This is a genomic window from Sulfuriroseicoccus oceanibius, assembly GCF_010681825.2.
GTDB lineage: Bacteria > Verrucomicrobiota > Verrucomicrobiia > Verrucomicrobiales > SLCJ01 > Sulfuriroseicoccus > Sulfuriroseicoccus oceanibius.
Genome location: NZ_CP066776.1, coordinates 1,530,496 through 1,556,967, shown reverse-complemented (window position 1 = coordinate 1,556,967; position 26,472 = coordinate 1,530,496). Strand labels below are relative to the sequence as shown.

25 protein-coding genes are annotated in these 26,472 nt (G+C 58.7%); 13 read left to right on the top strand and 12 right to left on the bottom strand.

The genetic code is table 11. From position 1 onward, the window contains the following. Nucleotides 1-38: 38 nt before the first annotated feature. The 6 genes from G3M56_RS06195 to G3M56_RS06170 all read right to left on the bottom strand — a co-directional run bounded on the left by G3M56_RS06195 (nt 39) and on the right by G3M56_RS06170 (nt 7,459). The gene (locus G3M56_RS06195; protein ID WP_164362909.1) at nt 39-1,262 is read right to left on the bottom strand and encodes an efflux RND transporter periplasmic adaptor subunit; all 1,224 of its coding nucleotides are present in this window, start codon (nt 1,260-1,262) and stop codon (nt 39-41) included. Nucleotides 1,263-1,283: 21 nt separating this feature from the next. Continuing rightward, complete coding sequence (locus G3M56_RS06190) at nt 1,284-2,648, bottom strand: efflux transporter outer membrane subunit (protein WP_164362906.1); 1,365 nt, start codon at nt 2,646-2,648, stop codon at nt 1,284-1,286. A gap of 12 nt (nt 2,649-2,660) precedes the next feature. Further along, nucleotides 2,661-3,284, bottom strand: a complete 624-nt coding sequence (locus G3M56_RS06185) for a TetR/AcrR family transcriptional regulator (protein ID WP_164362904.1) — start codon at nt 3,282-3,284, stop codon at nt 2,661-2,663. 479 nt (nt 3,285-3,763) lie between these two features. Continuing rightward, a complete protein-coding gene (locus G3M56_RS06180; protein ID WP_164362902.1) occupies nt 3,764-5,074 on the bottom strand; it encodes a 3-deoxy-D-manno-octulosonic acid transferase in 1,311 nt (436 codons plus the stop codon). 13 nt (nt 5,075-5,087) lie between these two features. Then, the gene (rsmD, locus tag G3M56_RS06175) at nt 5,088-5,657 is read right to left on the bottom strand and encodes a 16S rRNA (guanine(966)-N(2))-methyltransferase RsmD (protein WP_268840026.1); all 570 of its coding nucleotides are present in this window, start codon (nt 5,655-5,657) and stop codon (nt 5,088-5,090) included. Between the two features lie 47 nt (nt 5,658-5,704). After that, the gene (locus G3M56_RS06170) at nt 5,705-7,459 is read right to left on the bottom strand and encodes an AsmA family protein (RefSeq protein WP_164362898.1); all 1,755 of its coding nucleotides are present in this window, start codon (nt 7,457-7,459) and stop codon (nt 5,705-5,707) included. 190 nt (nt 7,460-7,649) lie between these two features. Here G3M56_RS06170 and G3M56_RS06165 point away from each other — a divergent pair, with 190 nt between their 5' ends. The 8 genes from G3M56_RS06165 to G3M56_RS06130 all read left to right on the top strand — a co-directional run bounded on the left by G3M56_RS06165 (nt 7,650) and on the right by G3M56_RS06130 (nt 14,916). Continuing rightward, nucleotides 7,650-8,081, top strand: a complete 432-nt coding sequence (locus G3M56_RS06165) for a hypothetical protein (protein WP_164362896.1) — start codon at nt 7,650-7,652, stop codon at nt 8,079-8,081. 66 nt (nt 8,082-8,147) lie between these two features. Beyond that, nucleotides 8,148-9,260: a DNA-processing protein DprA gene (gene dprA / locus G3M56_RS06160; RefSeq protein WP_164362894.1), complete on the top strand. Its 1,113-nt coding sequence runs from the start codon at nt 8,148-8,150 to the stop codon at nt 9,258-9,260. A gap of 194 nt (nt 9,261-9,454) precedes the next feature. After that, nucleotides 9,455-12,034: a DNA topoisomerase III gene (locus G3M56_RS06155; protein ID WP_164362892.1), complete on the top strand. Its 2,580-nt coding sequence runs from the start codon at nt 9,455-9,457 to the stop codon at nt 12,032-12,034. A 36-nt stretch (nt 12,035-12,070) separates the two neighbouring features. Next, nucleotides 12,071-12,736 carry a site-2 protease family protein gene (locus G3M56_RS06150; RefSeq protein ID WP_164362890.1) on the top strand — a complete coding sequence of 222 codons (666 nt, stop codon included), beginning with the start codon at nt 12,071-12,073 and terminating at the stop codon, nt 12,734-12,736. 125 nt (nt 12,737-12,861) lie between these two features. After that, nucleotides 12,862-13,350, top strand: coding sequence for a transcriptional regulator NrdR (nrdR, locus tag G3M56_RS06145; RefSeq protein ID WP_164362888.1), 489 nt, complete (start codon nt 12,862-12,864; stop codon nt 13,348-13,350). A 24-nt stretch (nt 13,351-13,374) separates the two neighbouring features. Then, nucleotides 13,375-13,944, top strand: a complete 570-nt coding sequence (locus tag G3M56_RS06140; RefSeq protein WP_164362887.1) for a hypothetical protein — start codon at nt 13,375-13,377, stop codon at nt 13,942-13,944. Nucleotides 13,945-14,105: 161 nt separating this feature from the next. Beyond that, complete coding sequence (locus tag G3M56_RS06135; protein ID WP_164362885.1) at nt 14,106-14,453, top strand: histidine triad nucleotide-binding protein; 348 nt, start codon at nt 14,106-14,108, stop codon at nt 14,451-14,453. 67 nt (nt 14,454-14,520) lie between these two features. After that, entirely contained in the window at nt 14,521-14,916 is a 396-nt protein-coding gene (locus tag G3M56_RS06130; protein ID WP_164362883.1) for a hypothetical protein, read from the top strand. On the opposite strand, the gene G3M56_RS06125 is transcribed toward G3M56_RS06130, so the two are convergent. The 3 genes from G3M56_RS06125 to G3M56_RS06115 form a co-directional block, all read right to left on the bottom strand. After that, on the bottom strand, nt 14,906-16,426 hold the full coding sequence (locus G3M56_RS06125; protein WP_164362881.1) for an arylsulfatase: 1,521 nt from the start codon (nt 16,424-16,426) through the stop codon (nt 14,906-14,908). The two genes, G3M56_RS06130 and G3M56_RS06125, sit on opposite strands and share 11 nt — an antisense overlap. Nucleotides 16,427-16,472: 46 nt before the next feature. Then, nucleotides 16,473-17,186: a basic secretory protein-like protein gene (locus tag G3M56_RS06120; protein WP_164362879.1), complete on the bottom strand. Its 714-nt coding sequence runs from the start codon at nt 17,184-17,186 to the stop codon at nt 16,473-16,475. A gap of 148 nt (nt 17,187-17,334) precedes the next feature. Next, nucleotides 17,335-18,453, bottom strand: a complete 1,119-nt coding sequence (locus tag G3M56_RS06115; RefSeq protein WP_164362877.1) for an acyl-CoA desaturase — start codon at nt 18,451-18,453, stop codon at nt 17,335-17,337. A 157-nt stretch (nt 18,454-18,610) separates the two neighbouring features. Here G3M56_RS06115 and G3M56_RS06110 point away from each other — a divergent pair, with 157 nt between their 5' ends. The 4 genes from G3M56_RS06110 to G3M56_RS06095 all read left to right on the top strand — a co-directional run bounded on the left by G3M56_RS06110 (nt 18,611) and on the right by G3M56_RS06095 (nt 20,827). Beyond that, the gene (locus G3M56_RS06110) at nt 18,611-18,925 is read left to right on the top strand and encodes a hypothetical protein (protein WP_164362874.1); all 315 of its coding nucleotides are present in this window, start codon (nt 18,611-18,613) and stop codon (nt 18,923-18,925) included. A gap of 110 nt (nt 18,926-19,035) precedes the next feature. Beyond that, nucleotides 19,036-19,392, top strand: a complete 357-nt coding sequence (locus tag G3M56_RS06105; RefSeq protein WP_164362872.1) for an MmcQ/YjbR family DNA-binding protein — start codon at nt 19,036-19,038, stop codon at nt 19,390-19,392. A 71-nt stretch (nt 19,393-19,463) separates the two neighbouring features. Next, nucleotides 19,464-19,994 carry an FxsA family protein gene (locus G3M56_RS06100; protein WP_164362870.1) on the top strand — a complete coding sequence of 177 codons (531 nt, stop codon included), beginning with the start codon at nt 19,464-19,466 and terminating at the stop codon, nt 19,992-19,994. A 197-nt stretch (nt 19,995-20,191) separates the two neighbouring features. Further along, complete coding sequence (locus G3M56_RS06095) at nt 20,192-20,827, top strand: superoxide dismutase (protein WP_164363024.1); 636 nt, start codon at nt 20,192-20,194, stop codon at nt 20,825-20,827. Nucleotides 20,828-20,909: 82 nt separating this feature from the next. Here the strand turns inward: G3M56_RS06095 and G3M56_RS06090 are convergent, their stop codons facing one another. From G3M56_RS06090 to G3M56_RS06080, 3 genes are all read right to left on the bottom strand, one after another. Continuing rightward, a complete protein-coding gene (locus G3M56_RS06090) occupies nt 20,910-22,283 on the bottom strand; it encodes a YjiH family protein (RefSeq protein ID WP_164362869.1) in 1,374 nt (457 codons plus the stop codon). A 290-nt stretch (nt 22,284-22,573) separates the two neighbouring features. Then, nucleotides 22,574-23,995 carry a cysteine--tRNA ligase gene (gene cysS, locus G3M56_RS06085; RefSeq protein WP_164363023.1) on the bottom strand — a complete coding sequence of 474 codons (1,422 nt, stop codon included), beginning with the start codon at nt 23,993-23,995 and terminating at the stop codon, nt 22,574-22,576. Nucleotides 23,996-24,177: 182 nt separating this feature from the next. Beyond that, nucleotides 24,178-24,651: an NUDIX domain-containing protein gene (locus G3M56_RS06080; RefSeq protein ID WP_164362867.1), complete on the bottom strand. Its 474-nt coding sequence runs from the start codon at nt 24,649-24,651 to the stop codon at nt 24,178-24,180. 213 nt (nt 24,652-24,864) lie between these two features. On the opposite strand from G3M56_RS06080, the gene G3M56_RS06075 reads away from it, so the two are divergent. Next, nucleotides 24,865-26,439: a Ppx/GppA phosphatase family protein gene (locus tag G3M56_RS06075; RefSeq protein ID WP_164362865.1), complete on the top strand. Its 1,575-nt coding sequence runs from the start codon at nt 24,865-24,867 to the stop codon at nt 26,437-26,439. The last annotated feature ends 33 nt before the right edge of the window (nt 26,440-26,472 follow it).

The window sequence follows — 26,472 nt, the reverse complement described above, 5'->3', positions numbered from 1 at the left end:
GACGCGTGGATCCCGCGCCGATAGAAAGTGAGGGCAGGTTATTTGGCGTCGGCCTCTGGTTGCTTTGGTTCCGCCTCGCCGCTTTCGCCGGAGGCTGCGCTGTCGGCATCGCCTGCGACCGACACGAGCTGGCCTTCGCGGAAGCTCGCCAATGGACGGATCGCGACGGTCAGTTCCTTCGCGTCGTCTTTCTCAACCCGCACCATCGACTGACCACCGGCACTGAAAACGCGCACCACATCCTGCCGACGCAGCTTGGATTCCGCATCCACGGTCCACACGTACTGATCGTCTAGCAACGATGCGCTCGGAATGAGATACACACCCTCCACCGGACGCCCGTCCATCACCGCGGTGACAAACGTCCCCACCGGCAGCGGTGCTCCGTCGCCATCAAATGGCTTCTGCACCTCGGCAATCACGTGGATCACCTGGTTGCGCGGGTCGACACTTGCCTCGGTACGCGTCACCAAGGCCTGCCATGAAACGCCTGGGTACGCCGGGCTCTTCAATGTGATCGGAATGGGCTGCAAGCTGCCGGGCTGGAACGCCAGAGGCAACTTCAAGCGAGCCACCTGCTCGGGGGTGAGAGGCAAGCGAACCTCAACCTTTTCACGGGCGATCAAGGTGCCAACCTGCATCCCCACAGTGACCACACCACCCGGACTCGCGCTGCGCTCTTGAACAATGGCGTCGAACGGAGCCACCACTTTGGTCCGCTCCAGATCGAGTTTCGCCTTCTCAAGCGCGGCCTCCGCGGATGCCAACGCTTTGCGTGCGGCCTCCTGCTGGGGAACGCGCAAGGTGTACGGCGATGCGGAGTCCAGCGATCGTCCGGACGACTTCCAATCCACCACCGCCTGCTTACCGCGCGCTTCTTCCTCGGCCAACACACGCTTGGCCGCAGCCACATTGGACTCCTGCTGTGCCACGTTCGCCGCGTAGTCCGCCGGGTTGATCTGCATCAACACATCCCCCTCACGCACAGACTCACCCGCTTGGAAATTCGCTGCGACCTCGTCCACCTCGCCCGCCACCAACGCAGCGATCCGTGTCTCGTAAAACGCACGCACCGTACCAAAACTCTGAATCGTCGGCACGTGCGCCGCCGGGGCGACTTTCTCCACCGGAATCTGCGCGACAATCGGCTTCGCCTCACGCCGTCCCTTCTCCGGCTTGGTCAACTGCATGACCTTGAAAATACCCAACGCCAGTACAAGGACCAGCAACGGCAACAACGCGTAGTGAAACACCTTCTTCATAATCAAATCTCCACGTAAAAATCAGTATGCTTTGCCCAGTGCCAGCGCGAGCGACACCCGGTTCTTTGCGCGCGCCGCACGCAGTTGGATCGCACTTTCTTCGGTGCTGAACACCTGCCGCTGCGAAATCAATAGGTTCAAAATCTCAACAAGCCCCTGCTCGTAGTCACTGCGCGACTTGGTCTCCGCCCGACGCGCCGCCTCCAAAGCCGCCTCGGTCGCACTCAATTGACGCGCCAGATAACGTTCGCTCCCCAAGCTGTTCTCCACTTCACGGAATGCGTCGAGCACCACTTTCTGATAGCGGAAATATGCCTGCTCGGCGCGCTTGCCTGCCGCTCCGAGTTCCGCCCGACGCGCTCCACCTTCAAACAAAGGCGCCGCCAGACTCGCCCCAAATGACCATACATCGAAGCCGGACTTCGCCAAATCCCCCAAGGTCGAACTCTCGCGCCCGCCGCTGCCGGTCAGCACGAAACTCGGAAACAAATCGCGGTGCGCCACGGTCACCCGCTCGTCCGCCGCGCGGATCGCCTGATACGCTGCGTCGATGTCCGGACGGTTGAGCAACACATCCGAAGGCACGCCCGCTTTGACCGAGCGACTCAAGCTAGGCAGCTTGGCGCCGGTCCGCAGTTGGGCATCAGGGTAAAGCCCTGCCAGCACACGCACATTGCGTGCCGCCTGATCGCGCTCGTTGGTGCGCAATTGCACCGCAGCCCGAGCCAACTCCAAATCCACCTTGGCCAAATGCACGTCGCCAATGCCGGTGGTTCCATTTTCAAACCGCGTGTTCACCAACTGATAGGACTTCTCGAAACTCGCAGCCCGGCGCTGGGCAAGATCAAGCAATTGCTCTGCCGCTACCAAATCAAACCACCCCTGCATTGCCTGCGCGGCGATCGATTGCTTGGCCGCCTCGTAGTTGGCTTTGGCTTCGGCAAAATTCGCCGCACCCGCACGACGGCCGGCACGCAATTTGCCCCAAACATCCACCTCCCACCGCGTGTCGAGCGTCGCGTTGAAGGTATCGCTGCTCACACCGAGACGTTCACCGGTACGAGCCCCCGCATTGCCCGTAAGCGATGGGAACAACGGAGCGCCGGCTTTCTTCAGATTGAAGCCAGCCTCTTCCATCCGTGCCGCGCTTGCCTGCAAATCAGGATTGGCCTCCCACGCCGCGTTCACCAGCGCCTCAAGCTTGCTGTCTTTGAAAATCCCCAGCAGGGACTCCGCCACATCCGGCACCGCAGCCTGCGAGACATCGAAGCCTTCCGGCAGCGTGGTGGAGGGATCGCGAGAGTCGGAAAACGAGCCAGGCAAACTGGCACACCCCACCAACATCGTCAGCGACGCGGCACCTAATAAATAGCTTTTCATCAACATGTCCAAACTCAGTTAGTTCTCGCCAATCTTCGACCTCGCGGCCACTGCGGCATCCAAGCCCGCGAACACAAACGCCACCTGACGCTCGATGTGCTTTTCAATTTGCGCGTCTGTGCAGCCTCCGGGAAACAACGCCGCACGCATCAACGGAAACGCCCGCGGAAACACACACAGCGTAATCACATTCATCTTCAATGCCTCTATCTCAGACTCCGGCACCGCCGGACAATACGCCTTGAGTAATCCGATCAAACAATCCCCGTGCAAAGCAGACATCTCCTCGAAAATCAACGCGTGCGGACCATCGGGATTGGTACTTTCATGCGCCATGATCCGGTTAAGGTAACCACCCTCCCCGTCGTCAAAACTGCGCCGGATCATCATCTCGACAAACAAACGGATCTGCTCAGCCACCGATGCCGAAGCCTCTCGCTCCACAGGATGGCAATCATTGGCCATCGCAAAAGCCTCGCGCAAAACCAGCCGGAACAAACTCTCCTTCGAACCAAAGTGGTAGTTAATCGCCGCAATATTCGCATCCGCCGCCTCACAAACCGCCGCACAAGTCGTATCACGGTAGCCATGACGAGCAAAAAGCTCCACCGCCGCACGCACGATCCGATCTTTGGTTTTCATTTTCGCCACCCCTACCGCTAACCACGATCTCCCTCTACGCAAATGATTATTTCAAATAGCCATTTGAAATAATCATTTTGAGATCACAGCTGACCGCCCCGAGAAATCAGCGCCGGCCACACCAGAATCCGCGCAGCCATTTCCTCACCCCTCATCGCAGCACCTTCTCAGGGTGCCATCCGTTGCGAACATCCAGTCCCAGGGTGAAGTCGCCAGAGGCTCCTTTCACCCTGGGCTGATTTGCCTTCCCCCTTCGGGGAACCACATCGTCCTAGCGGCCTCGACCAACCGCGCAACGCCCCCCCCCTCAAAGCGGCCACCATCCCCCGTCGCTGAAAGCGATACGCAAACCAGCCCAACGGTGAAGGGAGCCTCCGGCGACCTCACCTTGGGAAACATGCCCCACCCCCAACCGACCAAGCGCTCGCCCCCGACAGAACTCATCCGCCACCCGCAGGTCGCCGGCACAACTCCGCTACTCAAACACCCAGCGCATCCACCGTGCGGGCAACAGCCCCTTGGTGCACGGCGAGCGCCGCATTGCCACGCTTCGCCATCGCATCCAATGCCTCCGGCTCGGTGAACATCCGCGACAACGCTGCTTCCAACTCCGAATCATCGGCCAAATGAGAAACCCCATCCGCAGCGACCAGGCACTCCATCAGCGACTCAAAATTATCCATCCGCGGACCGCAAATCACCGCCTTACCGCACAAAATCGCTTCGGCTGGGTTTTGCCCCCCAACCTGCCCGACGAACGACTTCCCGATCACCACGCAGTCGGCCAGCGCGTACCAGGCAGCGAGCTCTCCGGTGGTATTAGCCACAAACGCGGCATCCGCATCGCCCTGACCATCGAAGCTCGAGCGCAACAACGACCGGATCCCAATCGATTCCAGATCAGCCACGACATCGCCGGCTCGCTCAACATGACGCGGCACCACCACTAATCGTGGCCGCGGCAGGTTCTCCGCCTTGGCCACCGCCACCACCGATTGCGCGATAAACTTCTCCTCGCCAGGGTGGGTCGAGGCAATCAGCACAACCGGCCGATCCGGTGCTGGCAACGCCGCGTTCAAGACATCACGCAACTCCGCGACCAACGCATCACGCGGCGGCGATGCTGAGTCATCATGCTTCATTGAGCCAGTCACCGCGATGCGGGACTCGTCCATCCCAAGGCCGGCCCAGCGCGACTTATCGTCCGCGTCCGGCACGCAGACATGATCGAGCAACCTGAAGATAGGTCCGGTAAGCAGCGAAAACTTGGCAAACCTCCGCGCAGAACGAGGCGACAGACGCGCATTCACCAACGAAACGGGCACCCGCATCGCCGCCGCCACCGCGGTGAAGTTCGGCCACACTTCGGCCTCCACCAACACAATGCGCGATGGCCGAATGCGCATCAACGCGATCAAAGGAAACGGCAAAAGATCGAAGGGAAAATAGACCACCTCGCAGTTCTCGCCGACCCGCTCACGCGCAAGCTTGAACCCAGTCGACGTCGCGGTCGACACCACGATTTTACCATTCCACGCCCCACTCTTGCGCAACTGAGTGACCAACTTCATTGCGATCATCTGCTCCCCCACGCTGACCGCATGGATCCATAACGGCCGCGACCCGCGCAGCCGGCTCATCATCCCGCTTCCATACATACCGAAGCGGTTGCCAAACTGTTCGCGGTACCCGCCCCGCTTCTTCATCCTCAGCAGCTGGTTTGGCAGCAGCAACACGAAGACAACCGGCAACAGCAAGTTGTAAATCAACAGCGAGAGAATCAGGCGCATACGCGGACGAAGCTTAGCGATTGGCAGGAACCAGATACCAAAGACGCGTCTTGCCGTATGCGCGTTCATCGAGCAACTCCCAATGCGCCGGCAAATGCATTCGGTAATCCGCCTGGGTCTCCAGCACGAACACACCGCCTTCCTTCAGGCGTTGCGGCAATGTGGTTTTCTCCAGCAGCCGCGTTGCCCAATCCTCACCGGTTTCTTCGCGCAGATACGGAGGGTCGGCAAAGATCACATCGAACGTGCCACGCTCGTTCTTGAGAAATGGATCCACCGCCGAGGGCACCACATTAGCGCGCTCCTTGAGCTTGGTTTTCTCCAGATTATCCCGGATCACAGCCAACGCCTCCTTCGACACTTCAACGAACGTCGCCTTGGCCGCGCCACGGCTCAGCGCCTCGATCCCAAGCGCACCGGACCCAGCAAAAAGATCCAACACGGAAGCATCCGGCAACAATCCCCCAATCTTCGAAAAAAGAGCCTCACGCACGCGGTCGAGCGTGGGCCTGGTCACGAGTCCTTTTGGCGTCTTGAGGCGTGTGCCCCGGGCGGTTCCCGAAATAATGCGCATGATGAAAATCAGAGAGTGAAAATTGTGTCACGGAGGGCCGCACTCCGCAGGCGGGACTAATCCATCGGCAACAGCTCGTCGTCAATGGATTCCGGCTCCGGATCCGGCGGCGGCATGATATTGGCGGAAATCCGCCGCACCAACGACCCGAAGGTCAACAACTCGCCCCGATCCCAGACCGCCACCAATGGCTCCTTCAACGTTCCGCTGATAAGAAACTCGCGCCCCACCGCGACGACTTCCGCCGGTGCCGGCGGCACCAACTCCGCTCCATCAGTCAAGCTCGCCGGTTTGTCAGCCTCCGTAGGCAAGGTCGGCAACTCGACAGGACGGAACCCGAAGTGCAATGCGCGAGGCAACCTCTCCTCAAGTTTCTCCAACTGCTGCATCGCCGGGCCACTCAGCACACAGCTCGCCCGCGAAACCACCCGCCCCGAGCGCGAAACCACCGCCGCACCCGACACGCTCATGCCATTCGAGGCCGCCTGAAAATCCACCTTCTGATCCTGCATCGACGTCGGACTCCAGCGGAAACGCGTCACACCCACAGGCAATGTCATCCGCACCATCTCATCCTCACCATCCACATCACCGTCCAATTGCAACCCCACACCAGAAGCAAACCGACTCAGCGCCGGACCTCCTTGGATCACCACATTCTCAGCGCCCAGCGCACCCGTCAGCACAGCAGAGTTCGACCGCGACAACAAGGCCTCAAAGCGTACCTGACCAGACAGCCAGCATGACGCCAACTGGAAGTCCCCCGTGGGACCGTCCACGGCATCCACCAGGTTGAACTGCTTCAAATCGCCGACCACAATCAAGGGCACACCTTCCACCCGTGGGTTCCACAAGAACTCTCCGAAGAACCTTCCACCACGCACGTTAAACTCTTTGCGCTCACCAAGAATTGCCGACCCTTCCCAGCGCACCGGCCACTGCATCGGCCAAAAAGCACTTTCCTTGGCCATCCCTGGGACCAGTGCCACATGACCGTCCTCCACGCGGATTTCGCCATTGGTCGGCGATTGCGCATCCACCACAGGCGGCAATTGCACGCCCACCCCGCGCAAGTCGATCGCGGCCGTGCGGCTGCCCGCATCATAGATCGTAAACTTTCCGTTCTCTACGGTTAGCTCCGGACTCAAAACCAAGACAGGCTCTGGAGCCGGCGCCTTCTCACCATCAGCCGAAGATGACTTCTGCCCGGATGGTTCCACCGGAGCCGCCGGAGCCGTGCCGGACTTGCCTGTATCTTTCGCCACTTTTGGCCCCGACGGCGCAGGCTTCAGCACGCCGCCCTTTCGCGAATCAACCGGCGGCACCGGCACCGATGGAGGAAGCAACAACTTCCCCGCCGCCGAGCGCACCATATAAACCTCCGGATCAATCACCTCGATCGCCTTCACCCGTCGCTGCCCATTGATCAACTCCGACCAAAACAAATCCACCCGCACCTTGCTCGCATGGAAAAACGGAGGCACTCCAGGCGCCACCTCCGCAGCATCCGCCGACTGGTCGATCCGCAAACCATGCACAAGAATCCCGTCAATCGGAGACCACCTCACCTCGTCGTAGTAAAACTCCATCCCCACCTGGTCCTGCAGCTCCCCCAACAACCACACCCGCGCACCGGAAGACTGCAACACCAGGTTCACCGCGAAATACCCGACGAAAACAATTCCAGCCAAACCACCGCCGGCCGCACCCAACACACGCCTCCACGTCCATCGCTTTTTCTGCGGTGGTCGCTCTTTGGCAGTTGCGGGCGTTAGAAGCTCTGCGGCAGCTTGTGAGGGGTCGACTTTCATGCGTGCATCAGCTGATACCAGATAGACCGGCAATCTGGTACTAGCTTTGTCACGTAGGGCCACGAAAGCAATCCCTTCCTTGGCATGGCTGCCATCTCGCAGCGCGCCGCGAACGTAAACCATACCAGGCAATCACCACAATCCGCGCCGCACTCCCCTTCGTTTCCAACGTTCCAACCACCAACCCGCCATGATCCGCCGTCTCACCGCTATCGCCACCACCATCTGGCTCGCAGCCTGCCTCAGCTCGTGCGTATCCCCCAGAGAACAGCGCCTGCAAGCCAACGCCGCCACCTTCAACAGCCTCCCTCCCGTCGAGCAGGATCTCATCCGCCAAGGCAGAATCAGTAAAGGCATGGACACCCAGGCGGTCTACCTCGCCCTCGGCAACCCACAACGAGTCGCTACCGGCACCTACCGCAACCAGCCCGCGGAAACCTGGATCTATAGAGGTATCCACGCCGTCCCCAATTACAGCAATTGGCACCACCCCTACTATCTTGGCTACCATCGCCACGGCTATTACTGCAACCCGGCACCCAGCTACACCTACATCTCCTACGAGCGCGCTGTGGTTATCTTCGTCAAAAAGCGCGTCGCCGCCTTCGAACTGACCCTGTAGAAAAAACCTAACACAAGAGAGTCACATTACCTTGACTCACGCCGCGATTCCCAGAACAACTGGCACATGGACAATCGCGATGCGTTGTTAGCATTCACCTATCTTCCGAAGGTCGGTCCCACCACCGTCGCCAGGCTTTGTGAAGCATTCGGGTCACCAGCCGCCGCCCTCACAGCCACCTCCACCGCATTGCAAAAGGTCAAAGGCATCGGGGCGCAACTTACATCCACCATTGCCCACTGGCGTGATACGGTCGATCTCGACGCAATCCATCGCGAGATGGAATCCCTCAACCTTCGCTACCTGACCAACGAAGACGACGAGTTCCCCGCACCACTGCGTCAAATTCACGGCGCCCCATTTGGTTTATTCATCGCAGGCGAACTTCTTCCGCGGGACAACCACGGAATCGCAGTAGTGGGCAGCCGCCGCTGTACCCATTACGGGCTCACCGCAACGCGCAACTTATCAGCGCAGATCGCGCGCTCGGGACTCACCGTGGTCTCAGGGTTGGCGCGCGGCATCGACGCGGAAGCCCACACCGCCGCGCTGGAAGCCGGCGGCCGTACCATTGCCGTGATCGGATCGGGACTGGGCAACATCTACCCGCTCGAGCACAAACAACTTGCCCGCCGCATCGTTCAGGAGAAAGCAGGAGCCGTGCTTTCCGAGTTCCCCATCCGCATGGCACCAAACAAACAGAGTTTCCCTCTGCGCAACCGGATCGTAAGCGGCATGTGCAAAGGACTGCTAGTCACCGAATGCCCGGCTTGGTCTGGAGCCATGATCACAGCCAACCTGGCGGCGGAGCAAGACAGGCAAGTCTACGCCGTGCCCGGACCAATCGACCACCCGACCTCTGCCGGATGCCACAAACTCATTCAAGAAGGAGCCAAACTCACCACCTGCGCCGACGACATCCTAGAAGACCTCGAATTCCTGCTACCGCCTGGCTCCGCTATCAACCGCGACGAACTTCCCAAATCACCGCCACCAGCGAACCTCACCACCAATGAATCTTCAGTCTACGCCGTACTCGACTCCAGTGAACGCCACCTCGACGAAATCGTCAACCTGACCAAACTCACCGTCCCGGTCGTCAGTACCACATTGATGAAGCTTGAAATCAAACGCCTCGCCAAACAACTGCCGGGCAACCGCTACGTCAAACTCGTTTGAAATCACCTCCTCGTTGCCCTGCCCCGCCAATGCTCCCGCTGCCCAAATAGCAGCCCAGTCGAATCACCTGAGATCCACTCAAATCCCGCTGGAATCCCCGAATTATCAGGGATTTCCGCTTTTTCCGTTGCCGATCGACCAAAAACGGTCACAAAGTGCGACGAATTAAAGTTGAATTTTTCAAAGCCACACCCATGGGGAAAAAGCTGATTATTGCCGAGAAACCGAGTGTTGCCACAGACCTGGCACGCGTCCTGTCGCGTGCTCCAGGAATGAGCAAGTTCGAGAAAAAGAAGGATTACTTCGAAAGTGACGAGGCGATCATCACCTCCGCGGTGGGCCACTTGGTGGAATTGAAGATGCCAGAAGGCCCGAATGGCAAAAAGTTGCCATGGGGCTTCAAGCACCTGCCGGTCGTGCCCAAGCACTTCGACCTGCAACCAATCGACAAATCCAAGGACCGTCTGCGCCAGGTTGTCCGCCTGGCCAAGAGCAAAGCGGTCGACGAAATCATCAACGCATGCGACGCCGGCCGTGAGGGTGAGCTGATCTTCCGATACATCATGGATATCGGAAAAATCAAAAAGCCCACCCGCCGCCTGTGGATGCAGTCGATGACCAACGACGCCATCCTCGACGCTTGGAGCCAACTCCGCGACGCCGACGACATGGCACCTCTCGGCGACGCCGCGATCTGCCGCTCGGAGTCAGACTGGCTCGTCGGCCTCAACGGCACCCGCGCCATTACCGCCTACAACAGCCGCAACGGTGGCTTCAACCTCACCCCGGCAGGCCGAGTCCAAACCCCGACGCTTTCCATTCTCGCCAAGCGCGAGCGTGAGATTCAGAAGTTCAAAGCCGAGCCGTACTACGAAGTGCACGGTGTCTTCGGCGTCCAGGCAGGCCAGTACGATGGCCGCTGGTTTGACGAATCGTTCAAAAAATCCGACATCAAGGGCGACCAGAAGCGTGCCGAACGCATCTGGTCACGCGACGAAGCCCAAGCCGTCGTCGAACGCTGCAGTGGGAAAACCGGCGAGATCGAAGAGAAGAAAAAGCCGGTCAAGCAAGCGGCACCACTGCTCTACGACTTGACCACCCTCCAGCGCGAGGCGGGCAACCGCTTCGGATTCTCCGCCAGACGCACACTGCAACTGGCCCAGGCCCTCTACGAGCGCTACAAAGTCCTCACCTACCCGCGTACCGATTCGCGCTACCTTCCAGAGGACTACCTCGGCACCGTCCGCGAAACCATGGCCACCCTCAGCCAGTCCGGCGGGCCCAACATGGCGCAGCAAATTGCCGACTCCGCAGCCAAGGCGCTCGATGACGGCTTGATCAAACCGAGCAAGCGCATCTTCAACAACGCCAAGGTTTCCGACCACTTTGCCATCATCCCGACCGGCAAGAGCCCGGTCAAGATGGACGACGACGCGCAGAAGTTGTTCGAACTGGTGACCCGCCGCTTCATCGCGGTATTCTATCCATCGGCTGAATTCGAGGTAACCAACCGAATCACCCGCATCCGTCATTCGGCATCGGCAGTCGACGCATTCAAGACCGACGGTCGCATCCTCGTCGTGCCGGGTTGGTTGGCTGTTTACGGCCGCACTCCGGGAGCTGCCGCGGAGAAAGACGAAATGGTCGCGGTCACATCCGGCGAATCGGCATCAGTCGATGATCTGGAACTGCGCCAGAACGAAACCCGCCCACCAGCCCGATACACGGAAGCCACACTTCTCTCCGCCATGGAGGGCGCCGGCAAACTCGTCGAGGACGAGGAACTGCGCGAAGCCATGAGCGAACGGGGGCTCGGTACCCCAGCCACCCGCGCCGCAATTATCGAAGGACTCATTCGCCAGAAGTACCTGGTGCGCGAAAAGCGTGATCTGATCGTCACCGCCAAGGGGATGGCGCTCGTCAACACCTTGCAGGACATGCAGGTGGAAGCGCTCACTTCACCGGAAATGACCGGTGACTGGGAATACAAGCTCAAGCAGATGGAGCAAGGCAAACTCGATCGTGAAACCTTCATGAACGAGATCAAGGACTTCGCCGCCGGCATCGTCGAGCGATGCCGCGACTTCACCGACGCGGCCAAGAACCGCGTGTTCCCTGCCGTTGAAGTGCCATGTCCGAAATGTCAGACCGCACCACTCAAACAAACCGACTCCACCTACGAGTGCCAGAATCCGGAGTGCTCGTGGCGCATGGGCAAACACATCGCGTCGCGTGAAATCACACCGGCAGAGGTCCAGCAATTGCTCACCACCAAGCTGATCGGACCGCTCACCGGCTTCAAATCCCGCTTCGGTAAGGACTTCGACGCCGCACTCTCGCTCAACGACGAGCTCAAGGTCGCCTTCGTTTTCGAAAACGATGACCGCGCAGGCATCGAAGACGAGATCAAGGAGTCCGAGCAAATCGGTGAAGCCACCCTCGCCGATGGCACGAAAACGCCACTACTCGAAAGCGAGCGCGCTTACCTCTGCCCGGGACTCACCACCAAGAACGACCCGAAAGGCGTCCGCGTCTCAAAAGTCATTCTGAGCAAGAACATCCCGAAGGATCAGGCGCTCAAGCTCTTCAACGAGCACAAGACCGACCTGATGCAGGGCTTCGTCTCGAAGAAAGGCCGCAAGTTCGGCGCCCACCTCACTCTGGACACCATTACCGGCAAGGTCGGGTTCGAGTTTGTCGACCGCAAACCTGCAGCCAAGAAGACCACGGCAAAGAAAGCCACCGCCAAAAAGGCCGCCAAGAAAAAGAAGTAGGAAGGATCCCGCTATCCAGTCCGCTAATCTCCCGCAATGATTGAATTCCGCCTCTTTGGCTTCCCCATCCGCGTGCAACCATGGTTCTGGCTGACCATGGCATTTCTCGGTGGCGCGCTCGACGCCCGTGGCCCGGCCGCCTGGTCCGGCGTCATTCTCTTTGTCGCCGCCGGCTTCGCCTCGATTCTCATCCACGAACTCGGTCACGCGCTGGCCGCCCGTCGCTTTAAGTGCAACAACGTATCGATCACACTCGTTGCCCTCGGCGGACTGGCTAGTTTCAACCCACCCGCAACCGGCCTCAGCCGACCGCAAAACATCGGCATCTCGGCGGCCGGACCATTGCTGCAACTCGTGGCAGGCGGACTAGCCGTGGTGGCCATGCTCTACCTACCGTCCACCCACCGAGCACTACTGGTTCTTGAGCCGTTCGCTCTGGTCAGCATTTTCTGGGGACTAATGAACCTCTGCCTCCCAATCTTCCCGCTCGATGGCGGGCAGATCCTCCACGGCATCCTCGGACCAAAACGCGTCCGCATCACCCTCTGGGTTGGCATTGCCTGCTGCGTCGCCTTGGCGATCTTCACCGTAAGCCGCTATGGCTTCAGCATCTGGAACCTGATGCTCCTCGGCCTCCTCGCCTCCCAAAACATCAGCATGCTCAAAGAGGTGAACCACTTCCGCCGCCACCAGGGCCAGTAGCCGGTCGTAACCGGGGCACCGGACCTCAAAACCCGCCCAAGGACCCGCATTTTTGCCACGCGGGCACAATATCTTGTATTCCACTTGCACTGCCCCATCGACATGTTGCATAGTCGCCGAGAATTATGCGTTGTATTCGTTGCGGTTGTGTAGATGACAAGGTAATCGACTCCCGGATGTCCAAGGACGGGAGCGCGATCAGGCGCCGGCGTGAATGCGTCAAGTGCGCTCACCGCTTCACCACTTACGAGACTCTCGAGCAATCGACATTGGCCGTGGTCAAGCGCGACGGCCGCCGCGAGGACTTCAAACGTGACAAACTTTCCCGCGGCGTGATCAAAGCCTGCGAGAAACGCCCCGTGCCCATGGATGTCATCGACCGCGCGGTCGAAGACATTATCCTCGAGCTCCAGTCCGACAACGTTCGCGAAGTCCCAGCCGCCACCATCGGCAACAAGGTGATGACCGCTCTGCGCGAGATCGACCCGGTCGCCTACGTCCGCTACGCCTCGGTCTACCGTCAGTTCCAAGACGTCGGCGAGTTCATCAACGAAATCGAAAGCATGGAGCGCACCATCCGCCGCAAGTCGGAACAACCGGATCTCTTCAAGTAACCCCCACACACACCTCCGCTCACTATGATCGCAATTCCCAATCAGCTCCCCCCTCTCAAGGTCGGTGACCTGGTGCTCATTTCGTATGAGACCGACTGGCTGAAGGAATGCATCCTGCAGGCCGCGGAGGAAGCCGGCCATCCAGACTGGTGGCCAGCCGTCGATGTAGCGCGCGGCATTCGCAACTACTTGCAAAACCACTTCACCGGACCAGCCATTACCTTGGCGGAGTTGTTCGACAAGCTCTCCGCCACTCTCAAACAAATCGGCTGCTCGTCCATCGCCTCCCACCTGCGCGTCACGCCGCCACCTGTCAGCTTGTCGCTGCACGCGCTTGCCATCGACACCGACAGCAAGCTGGAGCTACTCTTTTTCCAATCGCTTCACAAACAGCTCTCGTCTTTCCGTGAGCAAGGCTTCACCTCATTCCGCTTCGATGGTCTCAAGCCCTGCGTCAAACATCTGCGCTCCGCCAAACAATGGCGTAAAGATTGCCAGCAACTCGCTAGCGACATCACCGCATTCCTCTGCGAGCGCGCATCTGACGAGCAGCCCAGCCGCTCTGAAGTCACGCTGATCATCAGCGAAGACTAACACCGCACCCACTCCCTGTGGGAAAATGACGCCACCAAAAGGCGTACGCCAGCGTAATCGTATCCATGCCACGTGTATGGCGACACGGATGGTTGACCATTCCTAGCGGCTAGCCCTACCTTTGCCCGCGGCTACCCACCAACCCTCATCAGATTGCTCTCATGACTCTATTTGAAAAAATCATCGCAGGCGAGATCCACGCCAACTTCGTCCACAAAGACGATGTCTGCGTCGCATTCCAAGACATCGATCCGCAAGCACCGACTCACATCCTGATCGTTCCGCGCAAGCCCATCCCTCGGGTGGGGGAAGCCGATGCATCCGATCAATCAACACTGGGCCACTTGTTGTTGGTTGCCGGCCAAATTGCCAAAGAGCAAGGCTTCGAAAACCCGGAGACCGACGGATTCCGCGTCGTGATCAACCACGGCAAAAACGGAGGCGAAGCCGTTCCCCACCTTCATGTCCATCTGCTTGCCGGCCGCCAAATGCAGTGGCCACCCGGTTAGACACATCTCTGCCAACATTCCCCCGACAGTCCCCCCCCTTTAGCAACCACCCTGCCCAACTGTCACCATGTTCAAAAAACTTTTCAAACTGTCGCTGGTCGCAGCGATCCTTTGGACCATTGGCTCCGTCGTCTACTACCTTGCCGCAGAGAGCAAAGCCCGCGCTCTGATGCTCCCCGTCCTTGGAGAAAAATACTCCGTCGCGATCACCCCCTTCGACGATTACTTCCTACAGAAGCCATCTCGTGCAGGGTTTATTACCGTCACGGATAAACAAAACAACCTCCGCCAAGCCAAAGTCTCGTACAGCGCTCTTGGACGGTTCTATCCGCAAGACATCGCCCACGGCTCGCTGATGCCTCTGCTCAGCGTTGTCGACCGCGCAACCGTCGACAAGATCGGCAGAAGAACCGTTCAGCAACGCGCACGTGACGGCATCAGCACCGATATCCTCAACGACTAGTCTCAGCACCTCCCTGCGTAAGCGCATCCGCCGCAGGCAGCGGAAAATCAGGCTCCACCGTGCGGTTACGGAGCCACGCGTCGGCCATCGCTTCAACTTGCCCCGGATGCTCTGTCGCTACGTTCCGGGTTTCACCGGGATCATGCTCCAGATCATAAAGCTCCCACGGCTGTGGGTTAGTCCGCCGCATTCCGCGCCGCACCGCCTTCCACCTCCCGTCGCGGATCGCCACAATCCCACCATAGTCGTGGAAATCCCAAATCATCGGCTGTCCACGCTGCGCCAGCTTTCGGCCATCCATTGCCGGCCACAAGTCCACCCCATCGTGAGGCACCCCGCTCAGGTCCGCTCCTGAAATCCGCCCCAAGGTAGGAAACCAATCTGGAAAATAGCTAGGGGCCGTCACTTTGCCCCCAGCAGGCACCTGCCCCGGCCACCGCACGATGCACGGCACGCGGATACCGCCCTCATAACAACTTCCCTTGTAGCCACGCAAACCTCCCGATGAATTGAAAAACCACGCATCCACACCGCCCACGTGGAACCGACGGTCGGCGCCTCCGTGAGTCGCGCCATTGTCCGATGTGAAGATTACCAAGGTATTGCTGTCCAAGCCATGCTTGCGCAGACGCTCCATCACCGCTCCCACGTGCGCATCCATGTCTGAAATCATCGCAGCATAAGCGGCGCGTGGCCGGTCATGAGGAAGATACCCATTTTGCCCGCGATACACGCCTGGAGCATCCTCGCTGGGATCGTCCCATTCCTTCGGGTACTGATCGAGCCACTCCTGCGGTGGCTGCATCGCCACATGAGGCTCCACCAACGGCAGGTAGAGGAAAAACGGCCCGTCCTTGTGGGTGTCGATGAACTGCAGCGCCTCGTTCAAAATAAGATCCGGAGCATAATTCTCACCCCGATAGTCAACTGCCCGCACATCGCCTTCCGGTTGCCGCGCATGACCGGGCACCGACGGTTCATTGATCGGAACCCGCAACTCCCCACGATCAAGAAACGGTGGGTAGTAGCTGTGCGCATTGCGTTGGCAATTGTAACCAAAGAAATAGTCAAAGCCCTGCCGTACCGGAGACCCACTCGTTCCTGACGGCCCAAGCCCCCATTTGCCGAATGCTCCGGTCGAATACCCTTGGGCTTTCAACACCTCCGCCAGCGTAAGCGCCTCGTCGCTCAGCGGCCACTGCCCCGGAAACTTCCCCTTCTGCCCCGAGTCGCGGTTGCCACGAATTTCCGCATGTCCCAGGTGCCGCCCTGTCATCAGCACGCACCGCGCCGGAGCACACACCGGCGCTCCGGTATAGTGCTGGGTAAAGCGCACGCCTTCCGCCGCCAATTGGTCGATATGGGGTGTTTTGATCTTTTCCTGCCCGTAGCACCCGAGTTCGCCGTAGCCCAGATCATCGGCCAGAATAAAGACAACATTAGGCCTGGACGGTCCGGCGACCGCACCGACGACCCACAGACTAAGCAGGATTCCGATTCGTTTGAGCATCACGAGATAGACTAACCATCAGAATTGGACCCGCATAGCCCGGAAGTTACTTTCCTGGAGCCACCCAGTCCGACTTCCCGTAAGCCTCGACCAACTCATCCAAGGTCAATCCCGTCTCGCGCTTCCAGATCGACGCATCGTACTTCCCCTCGGAGCACGAGCGGGAAACCATCGATGCAACAGGCTTTCCGTAGGTTTGCTCCATCCACAGCAGGAAGGCACTCGACTGCCAGTACGCCCCCAATGCCCTCTGCTTGTCGGTGTACTTGATCATCACCTTGGCCCAATAGCTCTCCGGGTGCAGCTTGTAGCGAACCAAGTCCGCCACACCTTCAGTGAACCATCCCGGCGAGCCCGCGTCCTGCGGATACCCTTGGATAAAGTGTGTCAACTCGTGGGAAAACACCCCTTGGGTTTCTTCCTCATCCCTCCCCGCATGCTCCGCGCTGATCACCATCTGATCGCCGGCCACGTGCGCCGGGTAGCCCAGCTCCTTCTGGAAAGACAACTTCAGATGTGTCGCTGTGGTGGAGATCGGCGCGTCGATCATCAGAGCGATCTGCGGCCACTGCTTGAAGTACGACTCCGGTAAGGTTTGCGCCAACTGCTTGCCCGACTCATCGAGATGGTCAAAATCAATTGTGATCTTGAGTTCAACGGATTGGTCACACACCTGCACATCACGGGTGAAGGTTTCAGGCGAGGCGAGCGCGGCACCGGTAAACATAAGGATCAACGAAGGAACGAGTGAACGAATCATGCAGGGTTGGGGTTGAGACAAAAATACTCCCAGAGTGGAGGGGCTCTGGTACGAGCGCATCGCCCCAATCTTAGCATCTATGGTTAAAAAAAATCCGCTATGGCCAGCGGCAGCCGGCCATAGCGGAGAAATGATTCCGAATCAGCCGCTAAGAAGACGGCGTAATCTGACGCATCTTCCCAAGCTGCGCCACAATCGAACGGGTCTCGGCGCGCCAGTTGCGGACAGCCTTCTTGGAGAGCTCCATCTTGGATGACGCAGCTTCCTCGAGTTCGTGGTAGTTCTTCGCCAACTGAGCGATCATTCCATCGACAATCTCGGTGGCTTTCTCGCGCCATGCCGGGTCGTGATGACCTTCGATGCCTTCACGCACGGTGTTGGCCTTGCGCTGGGCTTCCTTCATCTGAGCGAGCAAAATCTTCGAGTCCGGCACACGGCGCAGGTTGCTCACCAAGCCAACCTTTTCAAGCAGCCAGATTGCCCACTTGGTTGGGTCGAAGTTCCAGGTCTTCACACCATTACGGTAGTCGTGCTGGAACTCGTGGTGGTAGTTGTGATAGCCCTCACCGAAAGTGAACAACGCCATGATCGCACTGTCACGCGCACTGCAGCGGGTCGAGTAAGGCTGATCACCCACAGTGTGGCAAAGCGAGTTGATGAAGAAGGTGCACTGCTGCACCACGACGATGCGCAGCACGCCAGCGAGCAGGAATCCACCCAGCGCACCCACAGCACCATTGTGCCAGTAGCCAAGTGCGGCCGGAAGAAGCAGGCCCACCACAATCGCAATCAGCTTGTCCCAGCGGTACTGCCAAACCACCAGCTTGTCTTTGCGCAGGTCACCCACGTTGTCCATTGGCGGCTTCGGGTTCACCTTGAAAAGGATCCATCCAACGTGCGCCCAGAAGAACCCTTTGGTGATGTCGTACGGATCATCGTCGTGGTCGGTGTGCTTGTGGTGACGTCGGTGGTCGGAGCACCAGTTCAAAGCAGAGTTTTCAAAAGCACACGCTCCGAAAACCAAGGTAAACAAACGCACCGGCCACTTCGCCTTGAACGACAAGTGTGAGAACAAACGGTGATAACCCAGCGTGATGCTCATGCCGGTGGCAATCGCGTAAAATGCGAACATTCCCCACTGGAATGCGTCCGCGCCATGATGCCAAAGATACAGCGGTGCGCCGATGACACCGGTTAGCGTGATGACCAACAGGAAAATGGTGTTGATCCAGTCAACCCTTTCGAAGGGGATATTGAGTTTTTTCATAAGAAACTTTCCGACAAATCGGGGCGCTACCCATAAGCGTAATTCCGCGAAAGGTCAATCCGGTATGCCACGCGCCCACTCACCCCATGGGATGCCTCCGATCAAAAATCTATTCCAATGATTGAATAGACGGGCATCAGCCGCCGTCCGAACGCGCATGAAAAACCGCAACCTCCTGAGAATCACCGCCTCACTGGCCGCCTGCGCACTCGCATTCTCCGCCACAAGCTGCACCACAACCTATGACGCTTACGGCCGCCCCAAGCAGACGGTCGACCCAGGACTCGCGGTCGCCGGCATCGCCGCCGCCGGACTCATCGGATACGCCATCGCCAACGATAGCGATGACCATCACAAGAAACACAAAAGTCACCGATCCCACCGCAGTCACCGCCACCACGACTACAACTCGCACCATAGCTACAGATCATACGGAGGAAGCCATTACGGCTACAATTCCTGCAGCTATTAGCATCCGCCATCAGAACATCCCAGCCCTTCAACCAAGCCCGCGCACCGTCCACCGGTGCGCGGGCCTTCTTTTTGATTGGATCAACGGCGACCACCCCACATCCTCTCCTCATGTTCCTCGATGACGCCATTGCCCAATGTCTGGCGCTGCCTCATGTCACGGAAGAAACGCCCTTCGGCCCGACCGCTCTGGTCTACAAAGTCGGCGGCAAGATCTTCGCCATCACACTACCAGACGACCACCCGCCCCGCATCAACCTCAAATGCGATCCGGACCGGGCCGTCACTCTGCGTGACCAATTCGACGCAATCACCCCGGGCTACCACATGAACAAAAAGCACTGGAATACCGTAATACTCGACCACTCACTCCCAGACTCGCTCATCACCGACCTCATCCGCCATTCCTACGACCTCGTCGTCGCCGGCCTGCCCAAAAAGGTGCGCGCCACAATCACCAGCGAGTAGAAAATCCGGCGGCGATTGCACTCGCATTCCGAGCATCCCGGCCAAATGGTGACGCTTCTCACCGCGGCTCCATGCGCCGCACTCTTGAACCCACCGCATTCCCAATGTTTGCCAGACTTCTTCTTCTCTTCATCTCGATCCCGCTGATCGAGACCGTACTCTTTATCAAAATCGGATCCCGGATCGGCTGGGACACCACCCTGCTGGTCATCTTGATCACCGGCTTCCTCGGCGCCGCCCTCACCCGCCGCCAAGGCATGCGTGCGCTCAGTAAGTTCCGCCAGGCATCGGCAGAAGGCCGGCTCCCCGCCAACGAAGCGATCGACGGATTGTTGATCCTGATCGCGGGCGCCATCCTGCTCACTCCAGGCTTTCTCACCGATGCCGCAGGCTTCGCTCTACTCGTCCCTGGTGTCCGCCGCATCGTCCGCTCCACCGTCGGCAAATCTCTGGCAGGGAAAGTCAAAGTCGTCGGTGGCGGCATGCCCGGAGCGTCCCCATTTCCCGGTGGAGGCAGTCCGTTTCAGCAGAACGTCCCATCCAGCGACGTCCCCCGCGAAGGCGAGCGCGTAGTTAAAGGCAAGGTCATTGACGTGGACTGACCGCGCAAATTGCGGCGATCAGATCACACAAAATGCTGCCTCACCTACGATCTGATATTAGCATGAAGACACCAAACCCTACCAACTTCAGTCGCCGCCGCTTCCTCTCCACCGCCGCCACCGTGCTCGGCGGCTCTCTCATCGCCGGATCATCCATCGGTCGTGTATTCGCAGCAGACTCCCCTTTGATCCCAGCCATGGAGGGTGGCCAGTTCATCCTCCCGGACCTCCCCTACGCGGTCAACGAGCTGATCCCGTACATTGATGCCAAAACCATGGTCATTCACCACGGCAAGCACCACGCGGGCTACACCAAAAAGCTCAACGCAGCTCTGGCACAAGCTCCTGACCTCGCAGGAAAAGACATCCAGACCCTGCTCGCCAACCTTCCTGCAACCGACGAATCGGTACGCACCGCATTGCGCAACAACGGCGGAGGCTATTACAACCACTGCCTGTTCTGGGAAACCATGAGCCCAACCAAGTCGGATCCCTCCGCAGAGCTGGCAAAAGCCATCGATCGCGACCTCGGCGGGATGGATGAATTCAAAGCCGCCTTCGCTCAAGCCGCAAAATCACGCTTCGGCTCCGGATGGGCATGGCTGGTTACAGACGCTTCAGGCAAACTGAGCATCAGCTCAACCCCGAACCAAGACAACCCTCTGATGACCGGCATCGTCGAAGCCACCGGCTCCCCTATCCTCGGTCTCGACGTCTGGGAACACGCTTACTATCTCAACTACCAAAACCGCCGCGCCGACTACATCAATGCGTGGTTCCACCTGATCAATTGGCAGAAAGTCAGCGAACTTTACGCAGCCGCGATCGGATAATACCAATTGAATCCCGACGCACAAAAAGGCCCTGTGAACGGATCACTCCGCACACAGGGCCTGATTGCTTTCTAGAGATTCCTTAAAAAATAATGTGAGCCACACCGGCGATCACAGGCAAGGTCACCAGCGTGCGCAGCAGGAAGATGACGATCAACTCAAAGACATTCACTGGGATCTTACTCCCCAAAAGTAGTGCTCCCACCTCCGACATGTAGATCAACTGGGTCACCGACATCGCAGCAATTACAAACCGGGTCATCTCACTCTCGATCGACGACGCCAGAATTGCCGGGATGAACATATCGGCAAAGCCCACCACCATCGTGGTCGATGCAGCAGAAGCATCTGGGATCTGCAACAGCTCCAGGAACGGAATGAACGGACGCCCGAGCCAGTCGAAGATCGGCGTGTATTCGGCAATCACCAACGCCACGGTTCCGAGTCCCATCACCACCGGCAGCACGCCGAAAATCATGTCCACCACGTTGCGCAGGCCATCCAGGATCACCGAGCGCACCGAAGTCACCTGCCCAGCACGCTGCAGCGCCAGATCCAAGCCCCAACCAAAGCGGCTCTTACCAGCCGGCACCACATCGGCGTCCTCTTTGGGCAAACTGCCGTCCAAGAACACATCCTTCTTGGTGCTCAATGGAGGTATACGGGGAACCACCACCGCAGCCACCACCCCCGCCAGACAGATCGCCCCGTAAAACGGCAGGAACAGATGTTCAAGCTTCACCTGAGCGATCACCACCAGACTGAACGTGATCGATACCGCGGAGAAAGTCGTCCCGACAACGGCAGCCTCCCGCTGGGTGTAAAAGTTATTCTCGTATTGTTTACTCGTAAGCAGAATACCCACACTACCATCACCGAGCCAAGATGCCATACAATCAATTGCACTCCGCCCCGGCAAGTTGAACACAGGGCGCATTACCTTACTCAACAACGCACCAAAAAGCTCCAACAATCCAAAGTTCAACAAAAGAGGCAACAACAAGCCTGCAAATATAAAAACAGAGAACAAGGTCGGCAACAACCCAGTCAAAACCAGCCCGCCGGTATTTTCGTTCGACACAGCATCAGCTCCCCACTTGTAGTAAGTCATCACCACTGCAATCCCGCCGATCACCCGCACCACCAGCCACAGCGGCGAAGGGTTGAACAATCCATTCAAGAACCGGCTGCGCGTAATCCACTCAGGCTTCGCCACCTTGCATGCGACCGATGCCACCGCCATGAACGCAATGATGGCCGTGATCACCGCCACCAGAGAGCCCTCAAAGTACTTCGGGATCACCTTGGCCATCACCGCCACCGGGATCGTCCACCCACCATCTCCCCCAACGTCGGGGATTGGCGCCATGAACAGCAACAACCCGATCAGAGACGGGACAAAAAACACCCAGAAACGCCCGCGGGGCGCATCAGTCATTTCGGGCTCAGTTCGCATATGTATAAATATTAATCGTAATTCACCATCCACCAAAACCACAATTAATACTTACCCATCACCCCAATCGCTCACCATGAACGAGCCCAAGACTAGCCGCAAAACACCCGTTTGGCAACCCGATTCACCCCACACTCAACGAACACAAACCCACAAAAACACAAACAAAAGAAACACACCAAACAAACAAAAATAAAGAACAAATTAACAACAACAAAACATAACACAAATACATAAAAAAAGCCACCCCACCTCCTCTACAAGGAAGCGGGGCGGCAATGTAGATCGAGTTACGCTTTTTCCAGCGTGAAGCCTTCTTTGCTGTCTTTGATCACCCAGCCCATTGCAGTAAGTTCGTCGCGCAGCGCATCGGCAGCCCCCCAGTCGCGGGCCTGCTTGGCATCCCAACGACGCTGAGCAAGCTCGGCGACCTCAGCCGGCACCTCGGAGGCATCGGCGGATGCGTCAGGATCCGGCAGTTCGAGACCGAGTGCGGAAAGGATCACATGCAGTGCAACACGGCGCTCTGCGGCACCTTCGGCACTCAGCTCCGCCGGCTTGATCTTCTTCATCGCCGTGAACACATGGCCCAAGGCTTCCGGTGTGTTCATATCATCGGCAAGGCTTTCCCAAGCTGGAGCGAACTCACACAGCGAGTCCACCGCACCATCGGCGACCAACTGCGCATACGATGGCAAGTCGCCGGCTCCGGCATCCGCCAGTGCTTTATCGAAGCGAGCGATCTTGGTCAGTGCCGAACGTGCGTCCTTGAGTGAGCCCAGGGTAAAGTTAAGCGGACGGCGGTAGTAACCGCCGGCGAGGACGTAGCGCACGTCCATTGCGCTGTGGCCCTTTTCCGCCAGATCGTCGAGCGTGTAAAGGTTGCCCAAGCTCTTGGACATCTTGCCTCCATCCACGAGCAAGTGCGTGATATGGAACCAATGCGCGGCAAACCCGCCACCACACGAGCATCGACTCTGAGCGATCTCGTTTTCGTGGTGAGGGAAAACCAAATCCACCCCGCCGGAGTGCAGGTCGAAGTCTTTCCCCAGGTATTCGGCGATCATCGCCGAGCACTCCAAGTGCCAGCCCGGACGCCCCTCGCCCCATGGACTCTGCCAGTAGTTGTCGCCGTCTTCCGGCTTGCGTGCCTTCCACAGCACGAAGTCCGCCACGCTGTCCTTCTCGTACTCATCGGTATTCGAGCGGGCGTTGGCGGTTTTCCCCAAGTCCAGGTTCTGTTTGTCGAGATGAGCAAGCTTACCGTACTCCTCAAACGAAGAAATCTTGAAATAGACCGAGCCGTCGTCACTGACGTAGGCGTGGCCGTTGTCGACCAGGCTTTCGATCATCGAGATCTGCTGTGGAATGTGCTCCACGGCACTTGGCTCGATATGTGGTGGCAGGCATCCCAGTGCATCGCAATCCGCGTGAAAGCGCTCGGTCCAGCCACGGGTGAAGTCGTTCAAACTCAGCCCAGCCGCCTGGCTGTCACGGATGGTCTTGTCATCCACGTCGGTAATGTTGCGCACATGCAAAGTGGGCACCCCGCCGAGCTCGACAACGCGGCGAAAAACGTCCTGCAACACGAAAGTCCTGAAGTTGCCGATATGCGCCGGTCCATAAACGGTCGGACCACAACAGTAAAACCGTAACGTCTTACCGTCCACAGGCTGCATCTCGCGCACATCGCGAGCCATCGTATCGAACATTCGGATATACTTCACAGTAGGGAACCCATGGCGGCATCCGGACACGATTGCAAGGCGTAGTTGAGCGATCCAACCACGATCGCAGCCCACTCAAACCGATCCCGCCAAGGTCACCTTTTGCTATCCCGGCTGCCACGCACGCCTGCGACATTGGCTCCGCCTGGGGAACCGGGGATTGGGTATTACGCCCCGAAGAAATCACGCATCACCTGCCGGTACACCGAATGCTTGAACTCCGGCGTGCGCTCAAATGGGAACTCCTCCGGACGAATCCACTCGATCTCAGAAAACTCCTCGCCAGCACGCGCGACATCGATCTTGTCCGGATTTCCCAACAGATCACAAAGGAAGTAGGTCTGGCTCTGGCCGTGGTAGATCCCCTTCTTCAGCCGCCCATTGGGAAATACATAAATATACGGCCCGCGTTTCTCCACCACTTCGACCTGCGACTTGCGAACGCCCGTCTCCTCAAACAACTCGCGGAACATCGCACACCGGAGCTTTTCCCGCACGCCAACGCCCCCCTGGGGAAACTGCCATTCCGCCGGACGATCCGCACAACGCCCCATCAACAGCCGCCCGTCCGCACGACGCAACAAAACCGCCACATTGTCGCGGAGTTTGGTCTTACGGAGTAGTGTTGCTGATTTAGGCATAAACGTCGTTCCAGTCAGGAAAGCACATGATGTATAGCACTCGCTTTCAGTGAGCAACCAGAAACCCGCGTTACAGCCCGAGCGGACAACAGACTTCCGCCCGGCACACAGCGCGCAAAACAATGGCCACAGACGTCGAAATCGCTCGCTGCAGACGCCCGATCACGTTACAAAACCCACACGAAACGCCGCACCTCTACCACCGCAGCCACAATGCAAGTTTTCCAACCTACCGACAGCACGCCAACACCCGCACCCAACCTGATCGCCGCAATCCACATTGGCGCTGGTAGTGTGAGTATGCTGGTGTCTGAGAAAGTGGACGACGACGGCAATGTCCAGCCGGTGGACTTCTTCGAGCAACCCGTACCAATCGCTCGCGACATCTTCCGCAGCGGCCGCGTCGGCCGCCCGGTGATCGAGCGCATCGTGCGCATCCTGAAAGAATTCCGAGAAGCCCTCGCCGAGCTCGCCATCCCCGACGGGCTCCCCAACCGCGTTGTGGCCACCAACATCCTCGCCGAAGCCTCCAACCTGGATGTGCTGCTCAACCGCATCCAGATCGCCGCAGGCCTCACCGTCGTCCCTCTCGACGACGGCGAAATGACCCGCCTGATCTACATGCAAAGCCGCGCCCTCATGGGAACGGTCAAAAAGTTCGCCGCCAAAAACACACTGGTGCTGCACGTCGGCCCCGGTAACACAAGGGTTCTCTATTTCGCCAAGGGCACGATCACCCAATACTCCAGCTACCGCCTCGGTGCGTTCCGCGCCTACGAAGCCATCCAGGGAAGCGACGCCAGCGGCCGCTCGTTGATCTCCATGCTGCGCGAACAAACCCGCTCAAGCGTCGATTCGATCTACTACGACTACCGCAACCACCCGGTCGACCAGGTCGTTGCCATTGGTCACGAGATGCAAATGATCGCCTCACACATTGGCGACACCACGGTCAAAGGCGTCACCACCACACAGATGCGGGCATTCCTCGAGCGCGTGGCAGAGATGAGCTCGGACCAGCGGGTGCGTGAGTTCCAACTCGACTACGCCCACGCCGACTCCATGGTCGCCGCGATCAAGATCAACACCCGCCTGGCCGAATCGTTCGGAGCCAAGCGCGTGTTCATCCCCTCCGAAGACTACGAAACCGAAATCCTCAGCCACCTCCCGTACTCCGCCCAACTTACCCGCAAGTTCCGCGACGAAGTGCTGCAGTCGGCCACGGGGATCGCCCGCCAGTACAAGATCGACCCGAACCACGCCCAACAGGTCGAACGCTTGAGCACCTCGCTCTTCGACACATTGGAGCACCTGCACCAACTAGGCAGCCGCGAGCGCCTCCTTCTCAGCGCCGCCGCCATCCTCCACGAAACCGGTAACTTCATCACCCCACGGGCGCATCACAAACACTCGTACTACATCATCCGTCACTCGGAGATCTTCGGACTCTCCGCTGCCGACACCGAAATCGTGGCACTCATCGCCCGCTACCACCGCCACTCTCCTCCCAAACCCACCCACCAGGGCTATAGCGAACTCTCGCGCGAAGACCGCATGATCGTTAGCAAGCTCGCCGCCATCCTACGCGTCGCCGACGCCTTGGACCGAGCTCATGCCCAGCGTGTCCAGGACGTCAACATCCGCCTCTCAGACTCCCGACTCCACATCGGCATCGAAGACATCGGCGACGTCGCCGTGGAGCAGCTCGCCATGACCAGTAAGGCCGACATGTTCCAAAACATCTACGGACTCGAAGTCGTGCTCGAAAGCAGCCGCTCGTCCCAGTAACCCGGTAGCCCTACCAAACCGCCCATCCAAAAG